Consider the following 24,838-nt stretch of genomic DNA (forward strand, 5'->3'; position numbering starts at 1 on the left):
TGATTCGTTAAGTATGCGGAGGGCGCGTCCCGGGCGCAAGGGGGCAAACGAACTTCATTCGTTAATGTTGCGTTCCGGCGTTGTTCGAGGTCGGCGTCTGACACAATGGAGTAGTCGTCCGTGCTCAGCTGGCCAACTTGTCCAGCGCTGTCCCGATTCCGACCGGTCAGGGTGGCACGGACCCGACCGCACACTGCGCAGGAGCCGACATGACCGTTCCCGTTCGCTGGATGTTGTCCCAGCCGGACCTGGCTCTCGAACTGAAGGGTGGCGCCGCCGGTCTCGGCAACGAGATCACGTTCGCCCACACCACCGAACTGCAGGACCCTTTCCGCTGGCTCTCCGGCGGCGAACTGCTCCTCACCACCGGTATCCGGCTTCCGCTGACGGCTGCCGACCGGGCGCGGTACCTGCGTGGACTCGGCGAGGCCGGGGTGGCGGCGGTCGGGTTCGGCACCGGACTCTCCCATCCGGAGGTGCCCGAGGACCTGGTGGTCGTCGCCGACGAGATCGGACTGCCGCTGCTCGAGATCCCGCTGCCCACCCCGTTCGCGGCTGTCGTCAAGAGAGTGATGAACCGTCTCGCGGAGCAGGAGTACGAGGCGGTGCTGCGCGCGTCCCGGGCGCAACCGCGGATGACCCGCGCCGTCATCCAGGGCGGCACCGGCGCCACCGTGCGCGAACTCGCCGTCGCCACGTCGTCCACGGTCCTGCTCCTCGACCTGTCCGGCCGGGTGCTGGAGGCACATCCGGCGCAGCCCGCGGAGGATGTGCTGGGGGAACTGCGGGACGTGCTGGAGGCGGGCACCGGTGGGGCGTCGAGCAGCGTGTCGCTCGCGCGCTCGGGCGCGTCGATCACGGTGCAGCAGATCAGCGTCGGCAGCACCCCGCACGGCCATCTCGCCGTGATCAGTCCCACCGCGCTCAGTCACGTGGACCAGATCCTGCTCGGTCACGCGAACTCGTTGCTCGCGTTGGACTTCGAGAAGCCGGTGCGGCTCCGGACGGCGCAGAACCGGCTCAATTCGCACGCCCTCGGCCTGCTGCTCACCGAGGACCGCGACCTCGCGCCCGCGTGGTCGCAGATCCGGCACGCCGCGGACGCCGAGGGCATGGTCCGCGGACTCACGGTCGTGGCCGAGACGTCCGCGCTCGCGGAACGGGCGGAGTCGGCGGTCGCGGTGGCCATGAACAAGGCCGGACGGCAACTGTTCTCGCGCCGGCACGATGCGCGGGTCACCGTTCTGCTGCGCGGAACCGACGACGCCGACTTCGCGCGGGCGATGCTGCGCACCCTGTCCGGGCCGGAGCGGAAGGCGATCCGGGCCGGGCTGAGCGGACGGCGGGAGGTCGCCGCACTCGTCGCGGCCATCGAACAGTCCCAACTGGCCGCGTCGGCCGCCGAGGCGGGGGCGGATCCGTTGGAGTTCGCCGCGCTGACCGGCAGCGCGCTGCTCGCGTTCAGTTCGACGCGGGAAGTGCTGAACTCGCTGGCGGACACGATGATCTCGCCGATCGACGACTACGACCGCACCAACGGCACCGAACTGCTGGGGTCGCTGCGGGCGTTCCTCGAGGCGAACGGGCACTGGGAGTCGGCGGCGGCGGCGATGGGCGTGCACCGGCACACCCTGCGCAGTCGCATGGCGCGGATCGAATCGCTGATCGACTGCAGGCTGGACGTGGCGCGCGTACGCGCCGAACTGCTGCTCGCGATCATCGCCCGGCAGTCGTGACTGCCGGGCGATGACCGGACGGGACTACTTTCCGAGGCGGGCGACGATGTCCGCGGCGGTGCGCTGACCCATCCGGACGGCGCCGTCCACGTGCTGGTAACCCTCGGCGGCGATGTCCGAGCAGGAGAAGTGGAACGGTCCGACCGGCGTGCGGGTGTCCGCGCCGTAGCGGTGCAGGCCACCGAGGTCGAAGCTCGCGGCGTACGCGCCCCGGGTCCATTCCTCGGAGCCCCAGTCGGATTCGTAGTACACCACCGGCTCGGCCGCCTTCGGCCCGAGGTAGCGGGCGAGCGAGCCGAGGATGGTGGCGCGGCGCTCCTCCTCGCTCAGTGCGAACATCGCGTCGGCCTTCTCGTCCGACACGAACGCGACGAGGGTGCCGCGGGTGTCCTCGTGGTTGGTGTTGTCGTACACCTCCTGCACGACCTCGGAGGCGCCGAATCCGGTGCCGGACAGGCCGTCTGCACGCCAGAACGGGGTCTCGTACACGGCGTGCACCTTGATGACCAGTCCCAGCGACTGGTGCTGGTGCATCTGGTGCTGGCGGCGCGGCAGCGGCGGGTCGTACGAGATGCGGGAGTACAGGTTCGGCGGGACGGCGAGGATCACGCGGGAGGCCTCCACCCGGATGTCGCCGTCCGCCAGCACGACCGCGCCGTCCTCGCTCCACCGGACGGTGCGGACGGGGGCGTTCAGGAACACGTCGTCGCCGAGGGCGGCCGCCATCCGGATCGACACCTGCTGCATGCCGCCGATGACCCGCTTGTCGAGGATGAAGTCCTCGTCCACCAGGTGCGAGAACGATCCGGCGGACGCGGCCATGAGGACGGCCTGCAGCGCCGAGAACGAGTGCGCGGGCTTGGTCAGCATGCCGCCGGCGATGAACAGGCCGATGTTGTCGCGGGCCTCGGCGTCGTCGGACTGCTCGATCAGCCAGTGCTTGAACGAGATCGTGTCCAGTTCGCGGGCCAGCGGGTGCGCCCAGGGCTCCTCGGCCCCGATCTGCGCGGCGAGATCGTCGAGGATCTGGACCAGCCGGTCCATCTCCTTGCGGGTCGTCTCGTCGACGGGGAACGACTCACCGGTGTAGCGGGTGCGGTCGCCCGCGGCCGAGATGTAGACGGATTCGCCCTCCCGGTACCGGTCGAACGTCTCGAGGCCGAGTTCGTCGAGCAGCGAGATCAGCGCCGTCTGGTCGGGGGAGACCCACTGACCGCCGATCTCCAGCATCGCGCCGTCGATGGTGTCGGTCCACGTGCGGCCTCCGACGCGGTCGCGCGCCTCCAGCACGGCGACGGACAACCCCGCCTTACGCAGCGCCGTCGCTGCGGCCAGGCCGGACGGTCCTGCGCCGACGATGGCGACATCACGTTGGAGAGTAGGCACTTTCGAGCTCCTTTGGTTGAAGTGCTGATCGGTTCGTGAAAGGTGGTTCTGGTTCAGCAGCGGGTCAGCGCGAGTGACAGTTCGGCGTCGATGACGCAGATGCCCGAGTTGTCCACGCGGTCGAGGCTGCGCAGTTCGCCGAGCATCCGGGCCAGGCGGTCCGCGGCGGTGGTGTGTTCGGTGAGCCAGTGGGCGACGGCGTCGGCGGCGGTCGTGGCGGGCGAGGCGCCGCGCAGGACGAGGCCGATCAGGCCGTGCCAGTGCTCCTGAAGGTTGTCGACGAGGACGGCTCCGGCCATCGCCTCCCAGTAGGCGGTCCCGGTCTCGCCGACGGAGAACCGTTCCGACAGCCAGTCGAGGCCCACCACACGGCCGAATTCGCGGTACGTCTCGGCCACCTGGGTGATCGGCAGATCCAGCGACTGCGCGGTGGTCTCCAGGGCGAAGGCCTGTGCCAGGATCCGCAACGTGCCCAGGTCCTGGGCGGGCGCACCGGTGAGCCGGGGCAGCGCGGCCGCGAGTTCCTGGACCGGCTTCGCGAAACGCTCGATCAGCTCCTGCGCGTCCGTGCCCGCGGTGCGGTGCCGCAGCAGCCACGACGTCGTGCGCTCGATCAGGTCCTGGATGCCGAAGTGCAGGTTCAGCCGGGTCCGGTGCGACGCGCCGGGCAGCGTGAGGACCTCGTTCCACAGGCGGTCGATGTCGAACACCTGCCGCACCACCGCGTACGCGACGGTGATCTCGGGGGTGCCGACGCCGAGCCGCTCCTCCAACCGGTGGATCAGGCCCGGTCCGACACGGTCGATCATGTCGCCGGCCACGATGACGGCCACGATCTCCCGGGCGAGCCGGTGCCCACTGATCTGCCGGGGGACGCGTTCGCGGATGGGGGCCGGGAAGTAGTCGGCGAGCACACCGTCGAACACCGCGAAGTCGAGCACGGGCGAGGCGAGCAGTTCGGTGACGACGAGGTTCTTCGACTGCGCGAGCAGAACCGCGATCTCCGGCCGTACCAGACCCTGGCCCGCGCGGTGCCGCGCCGACAGTTCCGCCGCCGACGGCAGGACCTCCGCGGCCCGGCTGATCCCGGCGTCCCGCTCGAGGTTCTCGATCAGCCGCTCGTGGCGTCCGAGCAGGAACGGGGCGTGGACCTCGGCGAGGCTGATCGCGAGAGTCTGCGAGGCGGCGTCGGCGAGCACCGATTCGCCGATCTCGTCCTGGACCCGGGCGAGCAGCGTGTTCCGTTCCGCCGCGGGGAGTTCGCCCACCGCGACGGCCGCGTCCAGCGCGACCTTCAGGTTCACCTCCCGATCCGACGTGGCGACGCCGGTGGCGTTGTCGATGAAGTCGGCGTTGATCCGGCCGCCGTTCAGCGCGTACTCGATCCGGGCGCGCTGGGTGAGACCGAGGTTGCCGCCCTCGCCGATCACCGCGGCGCGCACGTCGGCCGCCTCCACCCGGACGGCGTCGTTGGCCGGGTCGGCGGCGTCCGCGTTCCCCTCGGTGGATGCCTTGACGTACGTGCCGATTCCGCCGTTCCACAGCAGGTCCACGTCCGCGGTCAGCAGCGCCTTCACCACCTCGTGCGGGGGGAGTTCGGTCGCGGTCACGCCGAGACGCTCACGCACCTGCGGCGACAGCGGGACCTTCTTCGCCGTCCGCGGCCACACACCGCCACCCGCCGAGACGAGGCTGCGGTCGTAATCGTCCCAGCTGCTGCCGGGCACCGATGCGAGGCGTTCGCGCTCGCGGTAGGACGCCTCGGAATCCGGTTCGGGATCGAGAAAGATGTGCCGGTGGTCGAACGCGCCGACCAACCGGATGGCGCGGCTGAGCAGCATGCCGTTGCCGAACACGTCCCCGGACATGTCGCCGATGCCGACCACGGTGAACGCGTCCGTGTCGACGTTCTTGCCCATCTCCGCGAAATGCCTGCGGACGGAAACCCATCCGCCGCGCGCCGTGATGCCCATCGCCTTGTGGTCGTAGCCGGCGGACCCGCCGGACGCGAACGCGTCACCGAGCCAGAACCCGCGTCGCGTCGCGATGCTGTTGGCCAGATCCGAGAACCGGGCTGTGCCCTTGTCTGCCGCCACCACCAGATACGGGTCGGACTCGTCGTAGATCACGGTGTCGCGGGGATGCACGACCTCGCCGTCGACGATGTCGTCGGTGACGTCGAGCAGTCCGTCGATGAAGCTCGTGTACGCCGCCCGCACGGCGTCCGGGGTCGTCTCGGTGCGCACCACGAACGCGCCCTTCGCGCCCATCGGAACGATCAGCGAGTTCTTCACGTGCTGCGTCTTCATCAGACCCAGAACCTCGGTGCGGAAATCGTCCTTGCGGTCCGACCAGCGCAGGCCGCCGCGCGACACCGGGCCGCTGCGGACGTGGCTGCCCTCGACGATCGGCGAGTGCACGAAGATCTCCCGGTACGGCGTCACGGCCGCGGACAGCGACAACAGCGACGGGTCGATCTTGAACGCCGCGGGAGCGGCGCTGATCGTGCGGTCGTGACGGAACCAGTTGGTGCGCAACACTGCCGAGGTGAACGACAGCAGTCCGCGGAGCAGCCGGTCCTCGTCCATCGTCGCGGTGCGGTCGATCGCCTCCCGCAGCGCGCGCTCGGCGTTCGCTGCGGCGCTGTCGCGATCGGAGCCGGCGACGGCCGGATCGAATCGGGCGGTGAACAGGTCGCGGAACCCGCGCACGAAATCGTTGTGCCGCAACAGGATCGCGACGATGTTCGGTTCCGACAGCCCCAGCCCCACCTGCCGGAGGTAACGGCACGCCGCCCGGACCAGGACGGCGTCCGTCCACGTCAGGTTCGCCGCGGCAACGAGGCGGGTGAACCCGTCGACCTCCAGATGTCCGGCGGCCGCGGCCTCGAACGCGTCGGAGAGCAGTCCGGGAGTCTCGGCATCCCAGGCGAAGTCGCCGGCGCTGAAGTCGAACCGGTGGACCAGCGGGCCGCCGGGTTCGCCTTCGGGCAGCTGTTCATGGGACGCCACCCGCAACCCGAGGTCGGCGAACAGTGCCACCAGTTCCGCGAGCAGCGGGGTGCCCTGCGGCCACACCATCACGGCCGCCGGCTCGGGCCGCGCATCCGCGAACTCGACGAAACGCAGCCGCGGGGTGGTTCCTCCGGACGCCAGGACCGCGCTCGACACGGCGGCCTCGTCCCGGCGTGGACCGGGTGTGTCGGTCGTGCTCGGAATGACACCGGTATAGCTCATCGTGTGGCTCCTGACCCCTGATCTGACAAACGCGTGACTGGAAACCAGTGTGTCGAGGAGAGACGCACGCCACATCCGACGAAGTGGAGCGTCGTGCGTCGGTGGACGCGACGTTTCGGCACCCGTGAGTACTCGTTAACCGCGGGCGGTTACGAAGTACTCACGGGCGGCGGGGATCAGCAGCAACGTCACCAGGAGAACGCGAAACCGATCCGGACGGCCACGAGCAGCGGCGCCGGCGAGAATAGGGCGGTGACGACGCCGATCCTGACGGCGTCGCCGCCGAGAGCGAGGACGCGGTAGGAGACGAGAACGCGGACGGCGTGGTAGACGGCCTGGAGGAGAGCGGTGGCGACGCAGACGTTGAGAAACCAGTGTTTCACCAGGTCAACCGTTGATCACCTGACGATTGCCGAGCGGCGCCTGCAATTGGACCTCGAGGGTGCCGAACACGGCGACGAGGATGCACATCTTGTCGGCCGCCTCCGGGAGGGTGCCGGTGCGCAGCGAGATCGTGACGGTGGTGTCGGTCTCGGTGACGGCCGCGTCGGCGCCATAACATTCCGGGGTCCCGGTGACGAAGTGGATCGCCACCTTGTTGCCGTCCGCGCGGGACCACGACTCGAACGGCGTCGGATTCGCCCGGACGATGTCGGGGCGCGGTTCGAAGACGGTGCCGAAGTCCTCGCCGGGCACCTCGGAGGGGATGGGCATCCCCGACGACGGATTGGTCGGGCTGGGATCCACTGCGGACGCGATCTCCGGAGGGATCGTCGGTTCGTCGGTGCTCGAACCGGACCCGCATCCGGCGACGGCGAGGCAGGCCAGCACAGCGAGGGCGAGTACGCGCATAAGCCACGGTAACCTCATCCGGCGAGCAGGCCGGAGACCAGCGCAATCCCCGGAATCGCGGCCAGAGTCGTGACGAATGCGGTGTCCCGCGCCATGACCGTTCCCACCCCGTACCGGCTGGCGTAGACGAAGACGTTCTGTGCCGTCGGCAGCGTCGCCACCACCACGATGGCGAACAGTTCGTGGCCGTCCAGCCCGAGCAGGTACCGCGCCATCAGGTAGGCCAGCACCGGTTGCACGACGATCTTGAGCACCGACGCCAGCGCCACGTCCCGCCGCGGACTGGTCCCCTTCTCCAGCACCCGAACCCCGTACAGCGAGATGCCGAACGCGAGCAGCGCACCCGGCACCGACGCGCCGCCGATGAGCCGGAACGGTTGCATCAGGGCCTCGGGTGGCGTCCAGCCGAGTAGTGCGATCAGTAGTCCGGCCGCGCCCGCCACGACGATCGGGTTCTTGAACGGGGCGGTGATCGTGTCGAGTCGCGACGCGCCGCGCCGGAGGGTGGTGACGTCGAGGATGGTGAGGGCGATGGGGGAGTACGCGATGATCTGGAACAGCAGCAGCGGCGCCACGAACGAGGCGTCCCCCAGGACGAAGACCGCGATGGGAATGCCGAGATTCGCGGAGTTCACATACGAGGACGACAGCGCGCCGATAGTCAGTTCCGGAAGGGGCCTGCGTAGCCACACCCTCGCGACGACCATGTACAGTGCGCCGACCGTCAATGCCGTGACAGCCGCGACGGCCAGTGTGGGCGAGAAGATCACGGAGAGGTCGGACGATGCGAGCGAATCGAACAGCAGCGCCGGTGTGGCGACGAAGAACACCAGCCTGCCCAGGACGGACTCGCCCTCCGCTCCCAGTGTCCCGCGCCGGCCGAGAATGTAGCCGATCGCGATGATCACGAATATGACGGTGAATCCCGCAACCACTCCCGACACGCTGCGGGGCACCTCCTCGACAGGGATGCCTCCTGTCGGCAAACCTTCCGAAGTCTAGTGCTCGGCATGCTGGTGGGTCACAATTGCCTCCGGTCGGGGAGATCGTCTGTATGCGCGTTCCGTCGCGCTCGAGGAGTCGCAATGCTGCGTCGAACGACCGCCTTCTGCGCGCTGATCTGCGCCTGGACCCTCGCCTGGGGTGCCGCGCCCGTCGTGTCGGCGCTGGCCCCACCGTCGAGTGGCGACCCGGCGCTGATCGCGCTCGCCGGGCAGGTCCTCGGGCGCAGCTACCGCGAGAACGCGAGCGTCGCGTACATCGACGCGTCCGGCACCCGGTTCGCGAACTTCGGGGCCACCGAGGACACCGACTTCGAGATCGGTTCCGTCACCAAGACGTTCACCGCCGAACTGTTCGTCGATGCCGTCGCGCGGGGTGAGGTGCGGGAGGACACGAAGGTCGGAGAGCTGCTGCCGCTGCAGGGCGCGCCCGTCGGCGACGTGACGCTGCTCGAGCTGGCGTCCCACACGTCCGGGCTGGCGCAGTTCCCGATGAGCACCGACACCCTGGTCGCCGTCGGGCACTGGGTGGTCGCGTCCAACCCGTTCACCTACGACCGGGACACCCTGCTGCAGCAACTGCGGTCGGCGCCGCTCACGACTCGCGGCAGCTACTCGTACTCGACCGTCGGCTTCGCGTTGCTCGGCCAGGCGCTGGCCGCGGCCGCGCACACCGACTACCCGTCGCTGCTCCGCGAGCGCATGCTCGTCCCGCTCGGACTGTCGCAGTCGTGGATGCCGCTCACCGGCGCCGACCTGCCCGCGGACGTCACCCGCGGATTCGACGTCCTGCACCGGTCGCAGGACCCGTGGCCGCTGGACGCCTACGCGCCGGCCGGTGGGCTGCGGTCCACGGCGAACGACATGTCGACGTACGTCCGGGCTCTGCTGGGCGGCACGGTCCCGGGCGGCACGGCCATGGACCCGCGGTGGGTCGGCGACAACTACCGGGCGCTGACGTGGTCGATCGTCCCGTTCGAGGGCCGGGACTACACGCTGCACGGCGGCGCGACGGGCGGTTTCCAGTGCACCGTCGTCCTCGACCGCGCGAACGACCGCGGGCTCGTCATCCTCACCGACACCATCGGCGGACTCGAGCAGCAGGGCCTGGAGATCCTCGCGCACACCCCCATGTGAGTGTTTTCGCGTCCCCCGGGACGCTTTGCCACTCACCTGCCCGGCGTCCCCCAGGTGAGTGACAAAGTGTCCGCGGGCACGCTTTGCCACTCACCTGGGTACCCCCGCTGGGTATATCCGGTGCGGTTCGACGACGCCGATATCGCGTTCCTGAACGGGATGTACCCGCATCACGCGCAGGCACTGGAGAGGGCCGACATGGACCACGGCAGCACGGACCACGGCGACGGCATGATGTCGGCCGATCGGGTGGGTGCCCTGACGGCACTGTCGGGCGCCGAATTCGACCGGCAATGGCTGACCATGATGATCGAGCACCACGAGGGCGCGATCGAGATGGCGAACACCGAACTCGCCGACGGCCAGAACCCGGACGCCAAGCAGATGGCCACCGGCAGCGTGACCGCCCAGCAGCGGGAGATCGCCGACATGCAGGCCCTGCTCGGCTGACCGGCACAGCAAAAGGCCGCGTAACCCGAGGATTACGCGGCCTTTTCGGTGCCTGTTCGCGTTACCGGCTCGTGAAGGGCAGCAGGGCCATCTCGCGAGCGTTCTTGACGGCGACGGCAACCTGACGCTGCTGCTGCGGAGTCAGGCCCGTGACGCGGCGGCTGCGGATCTTGCCGCGGTCCGAGATGAACGTGCGGAGGAGGTTGATGTCCTTGTAATCGACGTACTCGATCTTGGCCGCGAACAACGGGTTCTTCTTGGGCTTGCGGCCCTCGACGGGACGCGGCTTCTTCGACGGTGCTCTCTTGACTGCCATCTTCTTCCTTTACCAGCTCGACTTGTGGACGCCTGGCAGCTCCCCGCGGTGCGCCATCTCGCGAACACGCACGCGAGAGAGCCCGAACTTCCTCAGGTGGCCGCGCGGACGTCCATCCGCAGCGTCTCGATTGCGCAATCGTACCGGACTCGCGTCGCGGGGCAGACGCTGCAGTGCCGCGCGGGCCTCCGCGCGCTCGTCTTCGCTGCTCGACGGTCGGCGGATGGTCTCCTTCAGCTCCGCGCGGCGCTCGGCCCAGCGCGCCACGACGATCTTGCGCTGCTCGTTCTTCGCGATCTTCGACTTCTTTGCCATCTGCGGTGTCTTCTACTTCTCTTCTCGGAAATCGACGTGCTTCCGCGCGACCGGGTCGTACTTCTTCATCACCAGGCGGTCGGGGTCGTTGCGGCGGTTCTTGCGGGTCACATACGTGTATCCGGTGCCCGCCGTCGACTTCAGTTTCACGATCGGGCGGATTTCGTTGCGGCCGGCCATCAGACCTTCTCCCCGCGGGCGCGGATCCGGGCGACGACGGCTTCGATGCCGTCCCGGTCGACGGTCTTGATGCCCTTCGCGGAGAGCGTGAGGGTGATCCGCCTGCCTTCGCTGGGCAGGAGATACGTCTTCTTCTGGATGTTCGGGTCCCAGCGCCGGTTGGTGCGCTTGTGGGAGTGCGACACGGACTTGCCGAATCCTGGCTTGCGTCCGGTCACCTGGCAGTGCGCCGACATGGGCGTTCCTCTCTGCCCTCCGCGACTACTGCGCGAGAGGGTGATGACAATCATTTTCGACAACGGCGAGATTCCAATGTAGCGTTCTGTCCACGTAATGACAATCGTTATCGAAAGGGTGCTCGTGAACGAGATACTCGACGGCCGGACGCCGCTGATCCTGGTTTCCGGCTGGAGCGGCCCCGCCGAGGAAGCGGCGCGCTCGCTCCTCCGCGAAGGCACCGTCGTCGTGCATCACGACCTCGACCTCGTGCACGAAGGCGTCGTGCGCCGCACCGTCACCACGCTGGAGTCGGGGGCGCCGCGTGAGCGCCTCCGCATCCTCGAACTGGCACACGGCTGCATCTCCTGCACGCTGCGCGAGGACCTCCTCCCGCTGATCCGCCGCCTGCACACCCGCAGTTCGGTGCAGCGCATCGTGCTGCACCTCGACCGCGGGCTCGAACCCGAGGCCGTGTGCTGGGCGGTCGAGCACGTGTCGGTGTCCGGTGTGGTGGGGCAGATCGACGGTCCGGCGTCGCGGGACGTGCGTGTCGACGGCGTCGTCACCTGCCTCGACGCGGGGTCGTGGCTCGCCGACGCCACCGGCGACGACGCGCTGGACGACGACCGGACCGTGGCGCAGGTGGCGGTCGGGCAGGTGGACTTCGCCGACGCCCTCGTCGTGTCGGGCAGCGCCGGCGACGGGTGGCAGCAGGCCCGGCTCCACGCCGTCCTGGCCCGGCTCGCACCGGGCGCACCGATCAGCTGGGGTGGGGGCACCCCCGACGTCGAGCGACTGCTCCTCGACATCCCGGCCGGCGCACGGCGTGGTGAGCCGTCCCATGCCCACTCACCGCTGCTGCGTGGACAGCCGCCGCTGTCCCACGACTGCGGCGTCATGCTCGTCGAGTTCACCGCCACCCGGCCGTTCCATCCGGAACGACTGCACGAGGCCGTCGACGTGCTCCTCGACGGCGTCGTCACCTCGCGCGGACGGGTGTGGGTCGCGACGCAGCCGGACGAGGCGCTGTGGCTCGAGTCGGCCGGTGGGGGACTGCGGGTGGCAAGCGCCGACCGCTGGCTGGCCGCCATGACCCCGGAGGAACAGGAACAGGCCGGGGTCGCGCGTCGCGCGATGGCAGCGCTGTGCTGGGACGAACGCTTCGGCGACCGGCACACCTCGATGGTGGTGCTGGTGCACGCCGCGGACCCCACCGAGATCGACCGCACGCTGCAGTGGGCGCTCGTCACCGACGACGAACTTGCGGACGAAGCCGCATGGCAGTCGTGGCCCGACCCGTTCGGACAGTTCCACGAAGACCCCTGCGAGAGCAGCGAATCACCCTACGCAGAACCCGAATCGAGAGAGGGACACGAATGAAACCAGGAATCCATCCCGACTACCACCCCGTGGTGTTCCAGGACGCGAGCACCGGAACCACGTTCCTCACACGGTCGACGCTCACCAGCGACCGCACTGCCGTGTGGGAGGACGGCAACACCTATCCGCTGGTGGTCGTGGACGTGACCAGCGAGTCGCACCCGTTCTGGACCGGCGCGCAGCGCGTGATGGACACCGCGGGCCGCGTCGAGAAGTTCGAACGCCGCTATGGAGTGCGCAAGCGCCCGTGAGTACTTGTTAACCGCCGGCGGTTAACAAGTACTCACAGGCCGGAGGCATCGCGTGCGAACCTTGGCGGGTGCTGCTGTACATCCTGGAACTGGTGGGCATCGCGGTGTTCGCGGCGTCGGGCGCCCTGGTGGGGGTGACGAAGCGCCTGGACATCTTCGGTGTGTGCGTGGTCGGTGTGTTCACCGCTCTCGGTGGCGGCATCGTTCGCGACGTCCTGCTGGGCATCCATCCGCCGACGTCCTTGGGTAGCTGGCCGAACCTCGGCACGTCGTTCGGCATGTCGTTGCTGGTGTTCTTCCTGCATTCGACTGTCGGGCGGCTCCGCCGGGAGATTTTGGTGCTGGACGCCCTGGGGATGGGCCTGTTCGCGAGCACGGGCGCGGTGATCGCGCTCGACCACGGGGCGAGTCCGCTGGCGTCGTGCCTCATCGGCGGTACGGCGGCGATCGGCGGCGGCATCCTGCGTGACGTGCTGGTGAACGAGGTCCCGTTGCTGTTGCAGCGGGACTTCTACGCGGTGCCGGCGTTGCTCGGCTCGGCGCTGGTCGTCGCGGTGAGCGAGTGGGGTTCGGGTACCGATGTGGCGCTGGTGGTGGGGACGGTGTTCGCGTCCGCGCTGCGGCTGGTGGCGTTGTGGCGGAACTGGGGGCTGCCGGGTCCGCGCGTCCTCGAGTGACCGGCGACAACCCGTGTCGAGGTCCCTTCTCAGACATATCTCAGTTGATCGGGCCAAACTGTCGGGTATGCGCATTTTGGTGGTCGACGACGATCGCGCCGTGAGGGAGTCCCTACGGCGGTCTCTCAGCTTCAACGGGTACTCGGTGGAACTGGCCGTCGACGGTATCGATGCTCTCGAGAAGGTCGCGAACGCGCGCCCCGACGCGCTCGTGCTCGATGTGATGATGCCGCGCCTGGACGGTCTCGAGGTGTGCCGCCGGTTGCGGAGCACCGGCGACGACCTGCCGATTCTCGTCCTGACGGCGCGCGACTCCGTGTCGGAGCGGGTGTCGGGCCTGGACGCCGGAGCCGACGACTACCTGCCGAAGCCGTTCGCCCTCGAGGAGTTGCTGGCCAGGTTACGTGCGCTGCTGCGCCGCGCGGCTCCGGAGCCGGGCATCGATTCGGAGAAGATGACGTTCGAGGACCTCACGCTCGACCCGGTCACCCGTGAGGTGACGCGCGGCGAGCGGTCCATCAGCCTCACCCGCACCGAGTTCTCGCTCCTCGAGATGCTGATGGCCAATCCTCGCCGGGTGCTCACCCGCGGGCGCATTCTCGAGGAGGTGTGGGGTTACGACTTCCCGACGTCCGGCAACGCGCTCGAGGTCTACGTCGGGTATCTGCGTCGCAAGACGGAGGCGGACGGAGAGACCCGCCTGCTGCACACCGTGCGCGGGGTCGGCTACGTGCTGCGGGAGACTCCTCCGTGATGGCAGTTCCGTTCCACCGAACCGCCGCGAAGTCTGGGGCGGCGAAGCACGACACGCACCACATGTCCCGGCACACCACAGGACCGATCCCGTTACCGCCCGAGATGCGGCCTCCGATGCCGTTGACGCGGTCGGTGTCGCTGCGGTGGCGGGTGACGCTGCTCGCCGCGTCCGTGGTGGCCATCGCGGTGGCGGTGATGGCGATCGCCGCGTACGCCGTGGTGTCGCGGGCCCTGTACGCCGATGTCGACAACCAGTTGCGGAACCGCGCGTCGGCGCTGATCGACAGCAACCTCGTGACGTTCGATCCGCGCTATATCGCGGGCGCGACGCTGTACACGACGGACATCAGTGTGGCGCTGATCTTTCCGGACCTCGACACGTACACGCCTCCGGGTTCCAACGTGCCGATCGGCGAGCCGGAGCTGTCGGTGGCGCGCGGCGAGCAGGAAACGTCCCTGCGCACGGCCGACAACCAGCGGGTACTGGCCGAGCGCACGCAGGACGGCAGCACGCTGGTGATCGCCCAGCGGCTGGCGCCGACGGGCGCGGTGCTCGACCGGCTGGCGTGGGTTCTGTTCATCGTCGGCGGGTGCGGGGTGGTCCTCGCGGCCGCCGCCGGAACGACGGTGGGGCGCACCGGTCTGCGTCCGATCGCCCGGCTCACCGCCGCCACGGAACGGGTGGCCCGGACCGACGACCTGACGCCGATGCCGGTGACGGGCAACGACGAACTCGCCCGGCTCACCGAAAGTTTCAACACCATGCTGAGGGCGCTCGCGGAATCGCGGGAGCGGCAGAGCAGGCTCGTCGCCGACGCGGGACACGAACTGCGGACGCCGCTCACGTCGCTGCGCACCAACATGGAGTTGCTGATCGCGTCGAGTCGTCCTGGCGCGCCGCACATCCCGGATGAGGACATGGCCGAACTGCGCACCGACGTGGTGGCGCAGATCGAGGAACTCTCGCAGCTGGTGGGCGACCTCGTCGACCTCGCCCGCGAGGACGCGCCGGAAACCGTCTTCGAGAGAGTCGATCTCAGCGAAGTGGTGGACCGCAGCCTCGAGCGCGCGCGACGCCGGCGCAACGAGATCGACTTCACTGCCGTCACCGTGCCCTGGTTCGTCTACGGCGACCACGCGGGATTGTCGCGGGCGGTGCTCAACGTCCTCGACAACGCGGCCAAGTGGAGTCCGACCGGTGAGCAGGTGCGGGTGGCGATGAAACCGGCGGGCGACGGGCTGCTCGAGCTGACGGTCGACGACGCGGGCCCGGGTATTCCCGAGGAGGACCGGGAGCTGGTGTTCGACCGCTTCTACCGGTCCACGGCGTCGCGCTCGATGCCCGGATCCGGGCTCGGGCTGGCGATCGTCCGGCAGGTGGTGGTCAAGCACGGCGGCACGATCGCGGTGGACGTCTCGGAGCGGGGCGGTGCGCTCATCCGCATCGTTCTTCCGGGTGAACCCGAAGCGGAATAGTCTCGAAGCTCGAGGTCTCGGCTAACTCAAAGGCCGGTCTCAGGACCTTCTCAGTCCCACCGGGCACTCTCGTGGACAGAGACGGTGCGACTGCCCCTGCGGGTGGTCGCGGGAGATGGAAGTGATGCGATGACCGAGGATCGACACAGTCACGACGGCGACAGCCGCGACAACGCCGGTGGCGACCGGGGCGGGCGCCCCGACCAGCCGGCCCACCCGCAGCCGCCGGCGCAGGGGTACCACCCGACCGAGCAGTTCCCGACCACTCCGCACAACCCGGCGGGCGGTCCGGCGGGTCAGCAGGCCTATGGCGCCGGGTATCCCCAGGGCAACCCGTACGGTGCGCCGCAGCCCACCCAGCAGTTCGGGCACCCACAGCACAGCGCTCCGGGGCATCCCGGCGCCCAGCATGCGGCCGGGCAGCCCGGGACGCCTCAGGGCCCGTTCCCCGGCCTGCAGGGGCCCGGACAGCCCGGCGGGGGATCGACGGCGACCGCGACCAAGCGTCCCGCGCGCACGGCGATCGTGGTCGGCGCTGTGGCGCTGGCCCTCGTCAGCGGTGGCATCGGTGGCGTCGTGGGTTCCCTGGCAACGGACCGGAACGGCAGCGGCGCCGCGGTGACCAACTCCCTCGACGCCCCCAAGAACAACACCGCGACCCCGGCCGCGAATGCACCGGCAGGATCGGTGCAGGCGGTCGCGAACAAGGTGGTCCCCAGCGTCGTCCAGATCGAGGTGGCCACGGCAGGCGGTTCCGGCGGCGAGGGGTCCGGCATCGTCATCTCGTCCGACGGCATGATCCTCACCAACAATCACGTCGCGGGCGCGGCCGCCAAGGGCGGCAAGCTGACGGTCGCCTTCTCGGACGGCAGCACGGCCGACGCCAAGCTGGTCGGCGCCGACCCGGTATCCGACCTGGCGGTCATCAAGGTGGACGGCAAGACCGACCTCACTCCGATCGAGCTGGGCACTTCGGGCAACGTGCAGGTCGGACAGCAGGTCGTCGCGATCGGTTCGCCCCTCGGGCTCGCCGGGACCGTCACCGAGGGCATCATCTCGGCGCTCAACCGCCCGGTGTCCACCAGCGGGGAGTCCGGCAACCAGAACACCGTCATCGACGCCCTGCAGACGGATGCGGCGATCAACCCGGGCAACTCCGGCGGCGCCCTCGTCAACATGGACGGTCAGTTGATCGGCATCAATACCGCCATCGCGAGCATCGGCGGTTCCGGCGCGGGCGAGCAGAGCGGCTCCATCGGTCTCGGCTTCGCGATCCCGGTCGACCAGGCTCGGCGCATCGCGGACGAGTTGGTCAAGACGGGCAAGGCAACCCAGGCCGTCATCGGGATCCAGGTCCCGTCGCAGGACGCCGCCAACGGTGCCACCGTCGTCGAGGTCACGTCGGGCAGTCCGGCGGAGAAGGCGGGAATTCCGAAGGGCTCGGTGATCACCAAGGTCGACGACCGGGTCATCACCAGCGGCGACGCACTCATCGCCGCCATCCGTTCACACGCACCGGGAGACAACGTGTCCATCACCTACACCGACGGGAACGGATCGAATTCCAAGACCGTCGACGTCACGCTCGGAACCGCCGAACAGGGCGGCCGCTGATGAACACGGGGATTCTCGGGCAGGTCGAGTCCGTTCTGAACGGGGCCACTACGGTAGGGACCATGGACATCGAAGCCTCGCTGGCCGGCCGCGCGCTGGTGGTAATCGTCGACGACCGCACCGCTCACGGTGACGGCAAGGACTCCATCGGGCCTCTGGTGACGGAACTGCTGAACGAGGCCGGCTTCATCGTCGACGCCATCGTCGCGGTGGCGGCCGACGAGGTGGAGATCCGCAACGCGCTCAACACCGCCGTCATCGGCGGCGTCGACCTCGTCGTCTCCGTCGGCGGCACCGGGGTGTCGCCCCGCGACGTCACTCCCGACGTCACCGCCGAGGTCCTCGACCGCGAGATCTCGGGAATCTCGGAGGCCCTCCGGTCTTCGGGTCTCGCCGCCGGTTCGCTGGATGCCGGTCTTTCCCGCGGGCTCGCCGGCGTGTCCGGCAGCACACTCGTGGTAAACCTCGCCTCCTCGCGCGCCGCGGTCCGGGACGGCATGGCCACCCTGACGCCGCTTGCGTCCCATGTGATCTCCGAATTGTCCGGTCTGGAAGGCTGAGACGATTTCTCGTTCCGACGAGCCGGGTTCGCACAGCGAGCCCGACGAGCAGGCAGTTCCGAGCCGGGCCCCGATCGACAGGGCCCGGCTCGAGCGCATCTTCGGGGAGGTTCTCCCCGGCACCACCGCGGACGAACGCGAACCCGGGGAAGGGTCCTCCTCCGAGTCCACCAGCGACGAATGGCTGCGCCGTCAACGCCCCCCACATCACGGGTAGTTACCTTCGAAACCCTCACCTTAAGCAAATCGTGATCTGCGGTCGTGGGTAGCGATCAACGTGAGTTTTTGTGCTATGGACCGGGGTGTAATTCCCCTGGGGGAAGTGCCGTACCCGGCGTTCTTTCAGGCTTCGCATTTCGGTCAGAACAGACATCCTTCGAGCTCGTGAACCGAATGTAAACGTTACCGAACTTAACGTGAACGGCCAGTGAACCTGCTGGTCACAGAGTCGACGAATGGTCGGAATTCTCTCGCAAATCCCACACGTTGGACACGTTTCGGGGTGTGGCATACATCACGATTCTGTTTCGGCAGGAATTAATTGCTTAGGCAACCACCTGCCGGTTACTGTCCTCGGCGAGTCAGTACTGGAGATGGAGGGCAGGGTCGATGTGCCGTTGCCCAGTCGGAACTCTGACGCTTCGTCAGTGATTTCGTCTTCAGCGCGGTTATCGAGCTGTGATCATCCGTAGTTCACTCTGCGGACATCACAGCTCTGGATACTGCGCTGGGCCCGACATGGACCACTCCTCAGTCTCGAAGGTCGTGACTGGGAACCAGCAGAATCCTGATGAGGGGAACGAATGAGCGAGAACCGAAAGACCGGCCTGCGCCGTGGAGCCCGCGTTGCCGGCCTTGGTGCCGCTGCGGCTGTAGTCCTCGGCCTGATGTCCACGGGTGCGGCCAACGCCGACACCTTCGTGCCGCTGCCGGGTGGCGAAAAGGTCGTCAACGCGGGAAGCGTCACGGCCAAGATCGCCCGCAACGCGGAGAGCGCTCTGGTTTCGCCGTCGCTGGCCGCCAACGGTGCCGGCCGCGTTGCCTGGGTTTCGGGTGACGTGTTCGCCGAGCTCGGTGGCGAGATCCCGGAGGAAGGCGCAACGCTGACCACCGGTTACATCGTGGGTTGCCAGATCGACATCACCGGTCTCGAGGGTGGCCTCGGTGGCAGCCTGTCGTCGGGTGGCCTGGATCTGTCGGGTTCGCTGAGCGTGCCGATCGCCCCGGGTGAGGTCAAGTTCGCGAAGGTCAAGTCGAAGACGGACCTGAAGCCGGGTGTGTCCGCGATTCAGTACCGCGACCAGCAGATCGAGGTTCAGGGCTGCGGCGGTTACGCCCAGGCCCGCGCATACACCGTCCTCGAGATCCCGGGCAACCACTACGTCAAGTCGACCCTCTACGGGCAGCCGTTCAGCATCGGCTGATCGCTCGTAAGCAGACCCCAATTCACGACTTCTCGCGTAAGCGACATTCACCCTAGAGGGGAACAATGAACAGCAAGACCCTGCGCCACGGCGCCAAGGCCGTCGGCGTGGTCGGCGCGGCCACCGTCGCGATCGGCCTCTTCTCCACGGGTGCGGCCAATGCCGACACCTTCGTTCCGTTGCAGGACGGAACCATCACCCAGACGCTGCTCGACGGCTCCGTGGTGACCGTGCGCCAGACCGGCAACACCGCGAACATCAGCCCGTCGATGGGTTCGACGCCGCTGCACCGCAACGTGTGGGCGTCGGGCACGATCGACGTCTCCATCGAGGGTGGCACCGCCAAGGGCGGCACCATCGATGCCGGCTACATCGTGGCGTGCCAGCTGAACTTCGGTGGCGAGGCGGGCGGCGAGGCGGGTGTTGGCTTCGCGCCCCGCGCCGAGGCGACCGACCCCGATACCGGCGTGGTCACACCGGCCGGCATCGACCAGTCGACCTCGTCGAGCACCTCCGCCGGCATCAGCATCGGACCCGGCGAGGCGAAGAACGTGCCGATCCTCGACATCGAGTACACCGACGACTACGGCGCCGAGGCTCACAAGAGCAGCTTCAAGTTCACCGGCAAGAGCGGTGGCTTCACCTACTCGGACGAGACGTTCGGTGTGTCCGGTTGCGCCGGCTACGCGCAGGCCCGCTCCTACGCCAAGGTCTCGGTCTCGACCGAGTCGGTCGACGGGACCGTCACCCTGTGGGGACAGCCCTTCAGCCTCGGCTGACCCACGACGCCGAAAAAAAATTGAACAATGTAATACCTCGAGGTTGGGGGCGTACGGGACTTCCGTACGCCCCCAACCTCGCTCTATGCGCTGTTACGCATGTCACAGTTCGGACACGGGGGCTGGGGCGGAGGCAGATTCGGACACGTAGCTATAACATTTGTACGTTGTTTCAGCTAACTTTATCCCGTCAAGAGGTAAAGACTGCCTAACCGAACTCTCGGGTAGGTGGTACCTGATGAGGGGAAAGAATGAGCGAGATCCGTAAGTCAGGCCTGCGCCGTGGAGCCCGCGTTGCCGGCCTCGGTGCTGCCGCGGCTGTTGTCCTCGGCCTGATGTCCACCGGCGCCGCCAACGCCGACACGTTCGTGCCGCTGCCGGGTGGCGAAAAGGTCGTCAACGCGGGAAGCGTCACGGCCAAGATCGCCCGCAACGCCGAGAGTGCTCTGGTTTCGCCGTCGCTGGCCGCCAACGGTGCCGGCCGCGTTGCCTGGGTTTCGGGTGACGTGTTCGCCGAGCTCGGTGGCGAGATCCCGGAGGAAGGCGCAACGCTGACCACCGGTTACATCGTGGGTTGCCAGGCCGACATCACCGGTCTCGAGGGTGGCCTCGGTGGCAGCCTGTCGTCGGGTGGCCTGGATCTGTCGGGTTCGCTGAGCGTGCCGATCGCCCCGGGTGAGGTCAAGTTCGCGAAGGTCAAGTCGAAGACGGACCTGAAGCCGGGTGTGTCCGCGATTCAGTACCGCGACACGCAGATCGAGGTTCAGGGCTGCGGCGGTTACGCCCAGGCCCGTGCGTACACCGTCCTCGAGATCCCGGGCAACCACTACGTCAAGTCGACCCTCTACGGGCAGCCGTTCAGCATCGGCTGATCGCCGCGCAGGAACAACCAATCTTTTCGAATCCTGTGGGCTGCCGCGGGTGTGCCCACCTGTAAGAAACCCTAGAGGGGAACAATGAACAGCAAGACCCTGCGCCACGGCGCCAAGGCTGCCGGCGTGGTCGCCGCGGCCACTATTGCGATCGGCCTCTTCTCGACCGGTGCTGCCAACGCCGACACCTTCGTTCCGTTGCAGGACGGCACCATCACCCAGACGCTGCTCGACGGCACCGTGGTGACCGTGCGCACGACCGGCAACTCCGCGAACATCAGCCCGTCGATGGGTTCGACGCCACTGCATCGCAACGTGTGGGCGTCGGGCACGATCGACGTCACCCTCGACGGTGGCACCGCCAAGGGCGGCACCATCGATGCCGGCTACATCGTGGCGTGCCAGCTGAACTTCGGTGGCGAAGCGGGCGGCGAGGCGGGCGTTGGCTTCGCGCCCCGCGCCGAGGCGACCGACCCCGATACCGGCGTGGTCACACCGGCCGGCATCGACCAGTCGACCTCGTCGAGCACCTCCGGCGGCATCAGCATCGGACCCGGAGAGGCGAAGAACGTGCCGATCCTCGACATCGAGTACGAGGACAGCTACGGCGCCGAGGCGTACAAGAGCAGCTTCAAGTTCACCGGCAAGAGCGGTGGCTTCACCTACTCGGACGAGACGTTCGGTGTCTCGGGTTGCGCCGGCTACGCGCAGGCTCGCTCCTACGTCAAGGTTGCGGTCTCGACCGAGTCGGTCGACGGCACCGTCACCCTGTGGGGACAGCCCTTCAGCCTCGGCTGATAATCGTTCCACCAACAACTCCGGGCCCGTGCACGCAGCTGCTGCACGGGCCCGGAGTCGTCGACCGCTATTCGCGGGTCTGCTCGAGCTTCGCCGCCTTCTCCGCGGGCATGGCGTGCGCTCCATCGGAACTCGCTGCCGCCCCGTCGGTTTGGAGGCTCGCCTCGAGGATGTCGCGGATCTGGATCAGCAGGTCGGCCTCGCTGGCCTTCTTGTCTGCGGGTTCGGTGATGAACCGTTTCTTCGCGGCGTTGGCCGGGACGATGAGAATGAAGTACACGACCGCGGCGATGATCACGAAGTTGATCACGGCAGTGATGACGGCACCGATGTTGATGAAGGTGGCCGGGTTGTCGGCGAGGATCTGATAACCCCAGCCCAGGTCGTTGGCGCCGCCCGCAACGGCGATCAACGGATTGATCACGTTGTTGGTGAACGATGTGACGATGGCGGTGAACGCAGCTCCGACTACGACCGCGACGGCGAGGTCGAGGACGTTCCCCCGGAGCAGGAAGTCCTTGAATCCCTTGAGCATGTCGACGTCTCCTCGAGTGGGTGGCAAGTCATCCAGCACTGTCTCCCGGAAAAGCCTAGATCAGCGCGGCTCGGCATGACGGGTCACTGAAAGGTCACGGTGATCGCGCTCGTCAGGGACGCTGCGGCCACCGTCGTGGCGTCGGAGGCCGGAAGCGCCAGCATCACCACCCGTTCGCGCTGGTCACGTCCGTTCTCGGACGGAGTCACGAGCACGACCACGGCACGGGACGCGAGAACGGTGGCTCCGGGCCGCCGGTCCGGATTCGATGGTGTGTCGGGGTCGACCGTGAGCACGTCGACGCGATCGCCCTCACGCAGGAGTTCCGTGACAGCGGGGTCGGCGAGCCGGACGGGGACGATGCGTGCGTCGTCCATGCCTGCTGCGGCAGCGGCCAGTCGCGGGCCCAGTACGCGGACGTCGGTGAGGGTTTCGCCGGCGCGGGTCGGTCCGGCGAGGGTGCGTCCGTCGACGTCCGCCACGGCGGTGACGGCCCCGTCCGGCAGGCTCCCGGCCTCGAGTTCGACCAGTTCCACGTCGGCCTTCGTGAGGACGACTCCGGGTTGCAGATCGCGCGCGGCCACCACGGCCGCGGAGCGGGCGGAGCCGGGGTCCCCGCGGGCGAGGAGGGCCAGCGCGAGGCAGACGAGTGCGGCGGCCAGGATGCGTCTGGCGACGACTGTGCGAGCCCAGCCGGGATGGGTGAGATCCGACAGCCGGTCGGCCCAGGACGGGCTCAGGCTTCGGTGTGCGCGGTCGAACGACATGGTCCGACGCTAGAAGACAGGCAGGCCCGTCGGTACGCCGAACGGACCCGCCTGTGGATGGACGAGAAGTTGTGGATAACCCCGCGGAAGTGCGAGAACTAGCTGGCAGCAGCCTTGGCCGGTGCGGCGGTCGCGGTGCTCGTCGAGCTGGACGAGGCCGTCGACGAACTTTCCGACTTGGCGGCGGGAGCGGAATCGGTCTTGGCCGGCTCGCTGGCCGCGCCGGACGTGCCGCGGCTGTCGGTGCGGTAGAAGCCGCTGCCCTTGAAGACGATGCCGACGGAGTTGAACAGCTTGCGAAGCTTGCCCGAGCACGCGGGGCAGACGGTCAGGGAGTTATCACTGAACGACTGGACGATGTCGAAACGGTTGTCGCATTCCGTACACGCGTATGAATAGGTGGGCACTGGGTTCCTCCGCACTGTGTAGTCAAACCGCAGGTTTTAGCACTCTACAGCCGACAGTGCCAACAACGCTAATCAGAGAAGTATTCCTCGGGGTGCCGCCGCCGTCACTCGTCGCCGAGGCGAACCAGTCCCGAGCCGGGTGTGAGCGCCCACCCCATACGGACGTCATGGGGGTCCTCGGGTAGCTCGGACACCAGTTCCTCGTCGCGGACCACGGTGATCAACCGCGCGCCGGTCGCGGCGAGTCCGAGCGTCCGGTCGTAGAAGCCCGCGCCGCGGCCCAGTCGCACGCCCCGTCGATCGACGGCCAGGGCGGGGACGAAAATAGTGTCGGCCGAACGGATCTCGCCGGGTTCCTGCACCGGTCCGGTGGGCTCGCGCAGGCCGTAACTCGCGGCGGCGAGACTGTCCGCGCCCGTGAACTCGGACCAGTAGAGCGGGCCGGGACCGCGGGTGACGGGCACGAGGACGCGTCCGGCGACCCGTCGGAGGGCGTCGAGGAAGTCCACCGACCCGGGCTCGAGCGCGGTGGGGACGTAGGCGCAGACGGTCGATCCAGCGGTGACTTCCTGTGTGACGAGCGCGACAATCGCCTGGTCCTCGGCGGTGCGGAGCTCGGGGGTCCGCGTCCGCCGCCCGGTGAGCACCAGCTGCCGCCACTCGTCTTTCGTCCGTGCGCGCATGTCCCAACCTTAGAGCCGGCCGGAGAGCGCCTCCGGCAGGTATCGGGAGGTAGCTGACAGGATCTTGGTGACTGACTGGTAGGTCCGCACAGTTAAGGTGTGGGCATGACAGACGCCGCCCCGCACACCGCCAGCGCCTTTCGCACGGCTGTCGTGCCCGCAGCGGGAATGGGGACGCGATTCCTTCCCGCGACCAAGACCGTGCCGAAAGAGCTGCTCCCGGTCGTGGATACCCCCGGTATCGAACTCGTGGCCGGAGAAGCTGCCGATTCGGGTGCCGGCCGGCTCGTGATCGTCACGTCGCCCGGTAAGGACGGAGTGGTCGCCCACTTCGTCGAGGACCTCGTGCTCGAGAGCAAGCTCGAGGCCAGCGGCAAGTACCACCTGCTCGAAAAGGTGCGCAAGGCTCCCGGCCTGCTCGAGGTGGAGTCCGTCGTCCAGGACCAGCCCCTCGGCCTCGGCCACGCGGTCGGCTGCGCGGAGTCGGTCCTCGACGAAGACGAGGACGCCATCGCCGTGCTCCTCCCGGACGACCTGGTGATGCCGCGCGGCGTGCTCGAGACGATGTCCCGGGTCCGCCGCAAGCGCGGCGGGACCGTGCTCTGCGCCATCGACGTCCCCAAGGACCAGGTGAGCGCGTACGGCGTCTTCGAGGTCGAAACGGTGCCCGACGCCGTCAACCCGGACGTCCTCAAGGTCACCGGAATGGTCGAGAAGCCCGCCATCGAGGACGCCCCGTCGACGTTCGCGGCCGCCGGTCGCTACCTCCTCGACCGTGCCATCTTCGACGCGCTGCGGCGGATCGAACCCGGCGCCGGCGGCGAGCTCCAGCTCACCGACGCCATTGCCCTCCTCATCAAGGAAGGCCACCCCGTTCACGTCGTCGTGCACCGGGGCACGAGACACGATCTCGGAAATCCCGGCGGCTACCTCCGTGCTGCGGTTGACTTTGCGTTGGACATGGAAGAGTACGGCCCGTCGTTGCGAGAATGGCTGATCGACCGATTGAAGCGGACGGAATCCTAGAAGCT

26 protein-coding genes and 2 pseudogenes are annotated in these 24,838 nt (G+C 68.2%); 15 read left to right on the forward strand and 13 right to left on the reverse strand.

What is annotated here, in order from left to right; genetic code table 11:
• The first annotated feature begins 209 nt into the window (after positions 1-209).
• Positions 210-1,736, forward strand: a complete 1,527-nt coding sequence (locus ROP_RS28120) for a PucR family transcriptional regulator (protein WP_015889415.1) — start codon at positions 210-212, stop codon at positions 1,734-1,736.
• Between the two features lie 24 nt (positions 1,737-1,760).
• On the opposite strand, the gene ROP_RS28125 is transcribed toward ROP_RS28120, so the two are convergent.
• The 5 genes and pseudogenes from ROP_RS28125 to ROP_RS28145 all read right to left on the reverse strand — a co-directional run bounded on the left by ROP_RS28125 (position 1,761) and on the right by ROP_RS28145 (position 8,154).
• Positions 1,761-3,122: a flavin monoamine oxidase family protein gene (locus tag ROP_RS28125; RefSeq protein ID WP_015889416.1), complete on the reverse strand. Its 1,362-nt coding sequence runs from the start codon at positions 3,120-3,122 to the stop codon at positions 1,761-1,763.
• A 53-nt stretch (positions 3,123-3,175) separates the two neighbouring features.
• Positions 3,176-6,358, reverse strand: coding sequence for an NAD-glutamate dehydrogenase domain-containing protein (locus ROP_RS28130; RefSeq protein ID WP_015889417.1), 3,183 nt, complete (start codon positions 6,356-6,358; stop codon positions 3,176-3,178).
• A gap of 200 nt (positions 6,359-6,558) precedes the next feature.
• Positions 6,559-6,744: pseudogene (locus ROP_RS28135) on the reverse strand (MFS transporter); the annotation flags it as partial.
• Position 6,745: 1 nt separating this feature from the next.
• A complete protein-coding gene (locus ROP_RS28140) occupies positions 6,746-7,210 on the reverse strand; it encodes a hypothetical protein (protein WP_015889419.1) in 465 nt (154 codons plus the stop codon).
• A 14-nt stretch (positions 7,211-7,224) separates the two neighbouring features.
• Positions 7,225-8,154: an AEC family transporter gene (locus ROP_RS28145; RefSeq protein ID WP_015889420.1), complete on the reverse strand. Its 930-nt coding sequence runs from the start codon at positions 8,152-8,154 to the stop codon at positions 7,225-7,227.
• 141 nt (positions 8,155-8,295) lie between these two features.
• On the opposite strand from ROP_RS28145, the gene ROP_RS28150 reads away from it, so the two are divergent.
• Positions 8,296-9,348, forward strand: coding sequence for a serine hydrolase domain-containing protein (locus ROP_RS28150; RefSeq protein WP_015889421.1), 1,053 nt, complete (start codon positions 8,296-8,298; stop codon positions 9,346-9,348).
• Positions 9,349-9,471: 123 nt separating this feature from the next.
• A pseudogene (locus ROP_RS28155) lies at positions 9,472-9,798 on the forward strand (DUF305 domain-containing protein); the annotation flags it as partial.
• A 61-nt stretch (positions 9,799-9,859) separates the two neighbouring features.
• On the opposite strand, the gene rpsR reads toward ROP_RS28155, so the two are convergent.
• From rpsR to rpmB, 4 genes are read right to left on the reverse strand one after another with little or no spacing between them, the layout of a single operon-like run.
• Positions 9,860-10,114, reverse strand: coding sequence for a 30S ribosomal protein S18 (gene rpsR, locus ROP_RS28160; protein WP_005238639.1), 255 nt, complete (start codon positions 10,112-10,114; stop codon positions 9,860-9,862).
• Between the two features lie 9 nt (positions 10,115-10,123).
• On the reverse strand, positions 10,124-10,429 hold the full coding sequence (rpsN, locus tag ROP_RS28165; protein WP_005259913.1) for a 30S ribosomal protein S14: 306 nt from the start codon (positions 10,427-10,429) through the stop codon (positions 10,124-10,126).
• Positions 10,430-10,441: 12 nt separating this feature from the next.
• Positions 10,442-10,609, reverse strand: coding sequence for a 50S ribosomal protein L33 (gene rpmG, locus ROP_RS28170; RefSeq protein ID WP_015889423.1), 168 nt, complete (start codon positions 10,607-10,609; stop codon positions 10,442-10,444).
• Positions 10,609-10,845 (reverse strand): 50S ribosomal protein L28, encoded by a 237-nt coding sequence (gene rpmB, locus ROP_RS28175; protein WP_015889424.1) that lies wholly within the window; start codon positions 10,843-10,845, stop codon positions 10,609-10,611. Before rpmB ends, rpmG begins: the two co-directional genes overlap by 1 nt.
• 97 nt (positions 10,846-10,942) lie before the next feature.
• Here rpmB and mrf point away from each other — a divergent pair, with 97 nt between their 5' ends.
• From mrf to ROP_RS28230, 11 genes are all read left to right on the forward strand, one after another.
• Positions 10,943-12,208, forward strand: a complete 1,266-nt coding sequence (mrf, locus tag ROP_RS28180) for a ribosome hibernation factor-recruiting GTPase MRF (protein WP_015889425.1) — start codon at positions 10,943-10,945, stop codon at positions 12,206-12,208.
• Positions 12,205-12,459: a type B 50S ribosomal protein L31 gene (locus ROP_RS28185; protein WP_015889426.1), complete on the forward strand. Its 255-nt coding sequence runs from the start codon at positions 12,205-12,207 to the stop codon at positions 12,457-12,459. The genes mrf and ROP_RS28185 overlap by 4 nt, the downstream gene beginning before the upstream one ends.
• Positions 12,460-12,527: 68 nt before the next feature.
• On the forward strand, positions 12,528-13,136 hold the full coding sequence (locus ROP_RS28190) for a trimeric intracellular cation channel family protein (protein WP_015889427.1): 609 nt from the start codon (positions 12,528-12,530) through the stop codon (positions 13,134-13,136).
• A 67-nt stretch (positions 13,137-13,203) separates the two neighbouring features.
• On the forward strand, positions 13,204-13,890 hold the full coding sequence (locus ROP_RS28195; protein WP_005238656.1) for a response regulator transcription factor: 687 nt from the start codon (positions 13,204-13,206) through the stop codon (positions 13,888-13,890).
• Positions 13,890-15,368, forward strand: coding sequence for a sensor histidine kinase (locus ROP_RS28200; protein ID WP_043825464.1), 1,479 nt, complete (start codon positions 13,890-13,892; stop codon positions 15,366-15,368). The genes ROP_RS28195 and ROP_RS28200 overlap by 1 nt, the downstream gene beginning before the upstream one ends.
• Before the next feature lie 129 nt (positions 15,369-15,497).
• Positions 15,498-16,982 carry a S1C family serine protease gene (locus tag ROP_RS28205; protein ID WP_015889429.1) on the forward strand — a complete coding sequence of 495 codons (1,485 nt, stop codon included), beginning with the start codon at positions 15,498-15,500 and terminating at the stop codon, positions 16,980-16,982.
• On the forward strand, positions 16,982-17,542 hold the full coding sequence (locus tag ROP_RS28210; protein WP_015889430.1) for a MogA/MoaB family molybdenum cofactor biosynthesis protein: 561 nt from the start codon (positions 16,982-16,984) through the stop codon (positions 17,540-17,542). The genes ROP_RS28205 and ROP_RS28210 overlap by 1 nt, the downstream gene beginning before the upstream one ends.
• An 803-nt stretch (positions 17,543-18,345) precedes the next feature.
• Positions 18,346-18,966 carry an MspA family porin gene (locus ROP_RS28215; RefSeq protein ID WP_015889431.1) on the forward strand — a complete coding sequence of 207 codons (621 nt, stop codon included), beginning with the start codon at positions 18,346-18,348 and terminating at the stop codon, positions 18,964-18,966.
• Between the two features lie 65 nt (positions 18,967-19,031).
• On the forward strand, positions 19,032-19,745 hold the full coding sequence (locus ROP_RS28220; RefSeq protein WP_015889432.1) for an MspA family porin: 714 nt from the start codon (positions 19,032-19,034) through the stop codon (positions 19,743-19,745).
• 251 nt (positions 19,746-19,996) lie between these two features.
• A complete protein-coding gene (locus tag ROP_RS28225) occupies positions 19,997-20,617 on the forward strand; it encodes an MspA family porin (protein ID WP_015889433.1) in 621 nt (206 codons plus the stop codon).
• 84 nt (positions 20,618-20,701) lie between these two features.
• A complete protein-coding gene (locus ROP_RS28230) occupies positions 20,702-21,415 on the forward strand; it encodes an MspA family porin (RefSeq protein WP_015889434.1) in 714 nt (237 codons plus the stop codon).
• 67 nt (positions 21,416-21,482) lie between these two features.
• Here ROP_RS28230 and mscL read toward each other — a convergent pair whose 3' ends face one another.
• From mscL to ROP_RS28250, 4 genes are all read right to left on the reverse strand, one after another.
• On the reverse strand, positions 21,483-21,950 hold the full coding sequence (gene mscL, locus ROP_RS28235; RefSeq protein ID WP_015889435.1) for a large conductance mechanosensitive channel protein MscL: 468 nt from the start codon (positions 21,948-21,950) through the stop codon (positions 21,483-21,485).
• A gap of 83 nt (positions 21,951-22,033) precedes the next feature.
• Entirely contained in the window at positions 22,034-22,717 is a 684-nt protein-coding gene (locus tag ROP_RS28240; protein ID WP_015889436.1) for an SAF domain-containing protein, read from the reverse strand.
• Between the two features lie 98 nt (positions 22,718-22,815).
• Positions 22,816-23,124, reverse strand: a complete 309-nt coding sequence (locus ROP_RS28245; protein ID WP_015889437.1) for an FmdB family zinc ribbon protein — start codon at positions 23,122-23,124, stop codon at positions 22,816-22,818.
• Between the two features lie 104 nt (positions 23,125-23,228).
• Positions 23,229-23,807 carry a 5-formyltetrahydrofolate cyclo-ligase gene (locus tag ROP_RS28250; RefSeq protein ID WP_015889438.1) on the reverse strand — a complete coding sequence of 193 codons (579 nt, stop codon included), beginning with the start codon at positions 23,805-23,807 and terminating at the stop codon, positions 23,229-23,231.
• Positions 23,808-23,912: 105 nt separating this feature from the next.
• On the opposite strand from ROP_RS28250, the gene ROP_RS28255 reads away from it, so the two are divergent.
• The gene (locus tag ROP_RS28255) at positions 23,913-24,833 is read left to right on the forward strand and encodes a UTP--glucose-1-phosphate uridylyltransferase (RefSeq protein WP_015889439.1); all 921 of its coding nucleotides are present in this window, start codon (positions 23,913-23,915) and stop codon (positions 24,831-24,833) included.
• The last annotated feature ends 5 nt before the right edge of the window (positions 24,834-24,838 follow it).

Source organism: Rhodococcus opacus B4 (assembly GCF_000010805.1).
Taxonomy (GTDB): domain Bacteria; phylum Actinomycetota; class Actinomycetes; order Mycobacteriales; family Mycobacteriaceae; genus Rhodococcus_F; species Rhodococcus_F opacus_C.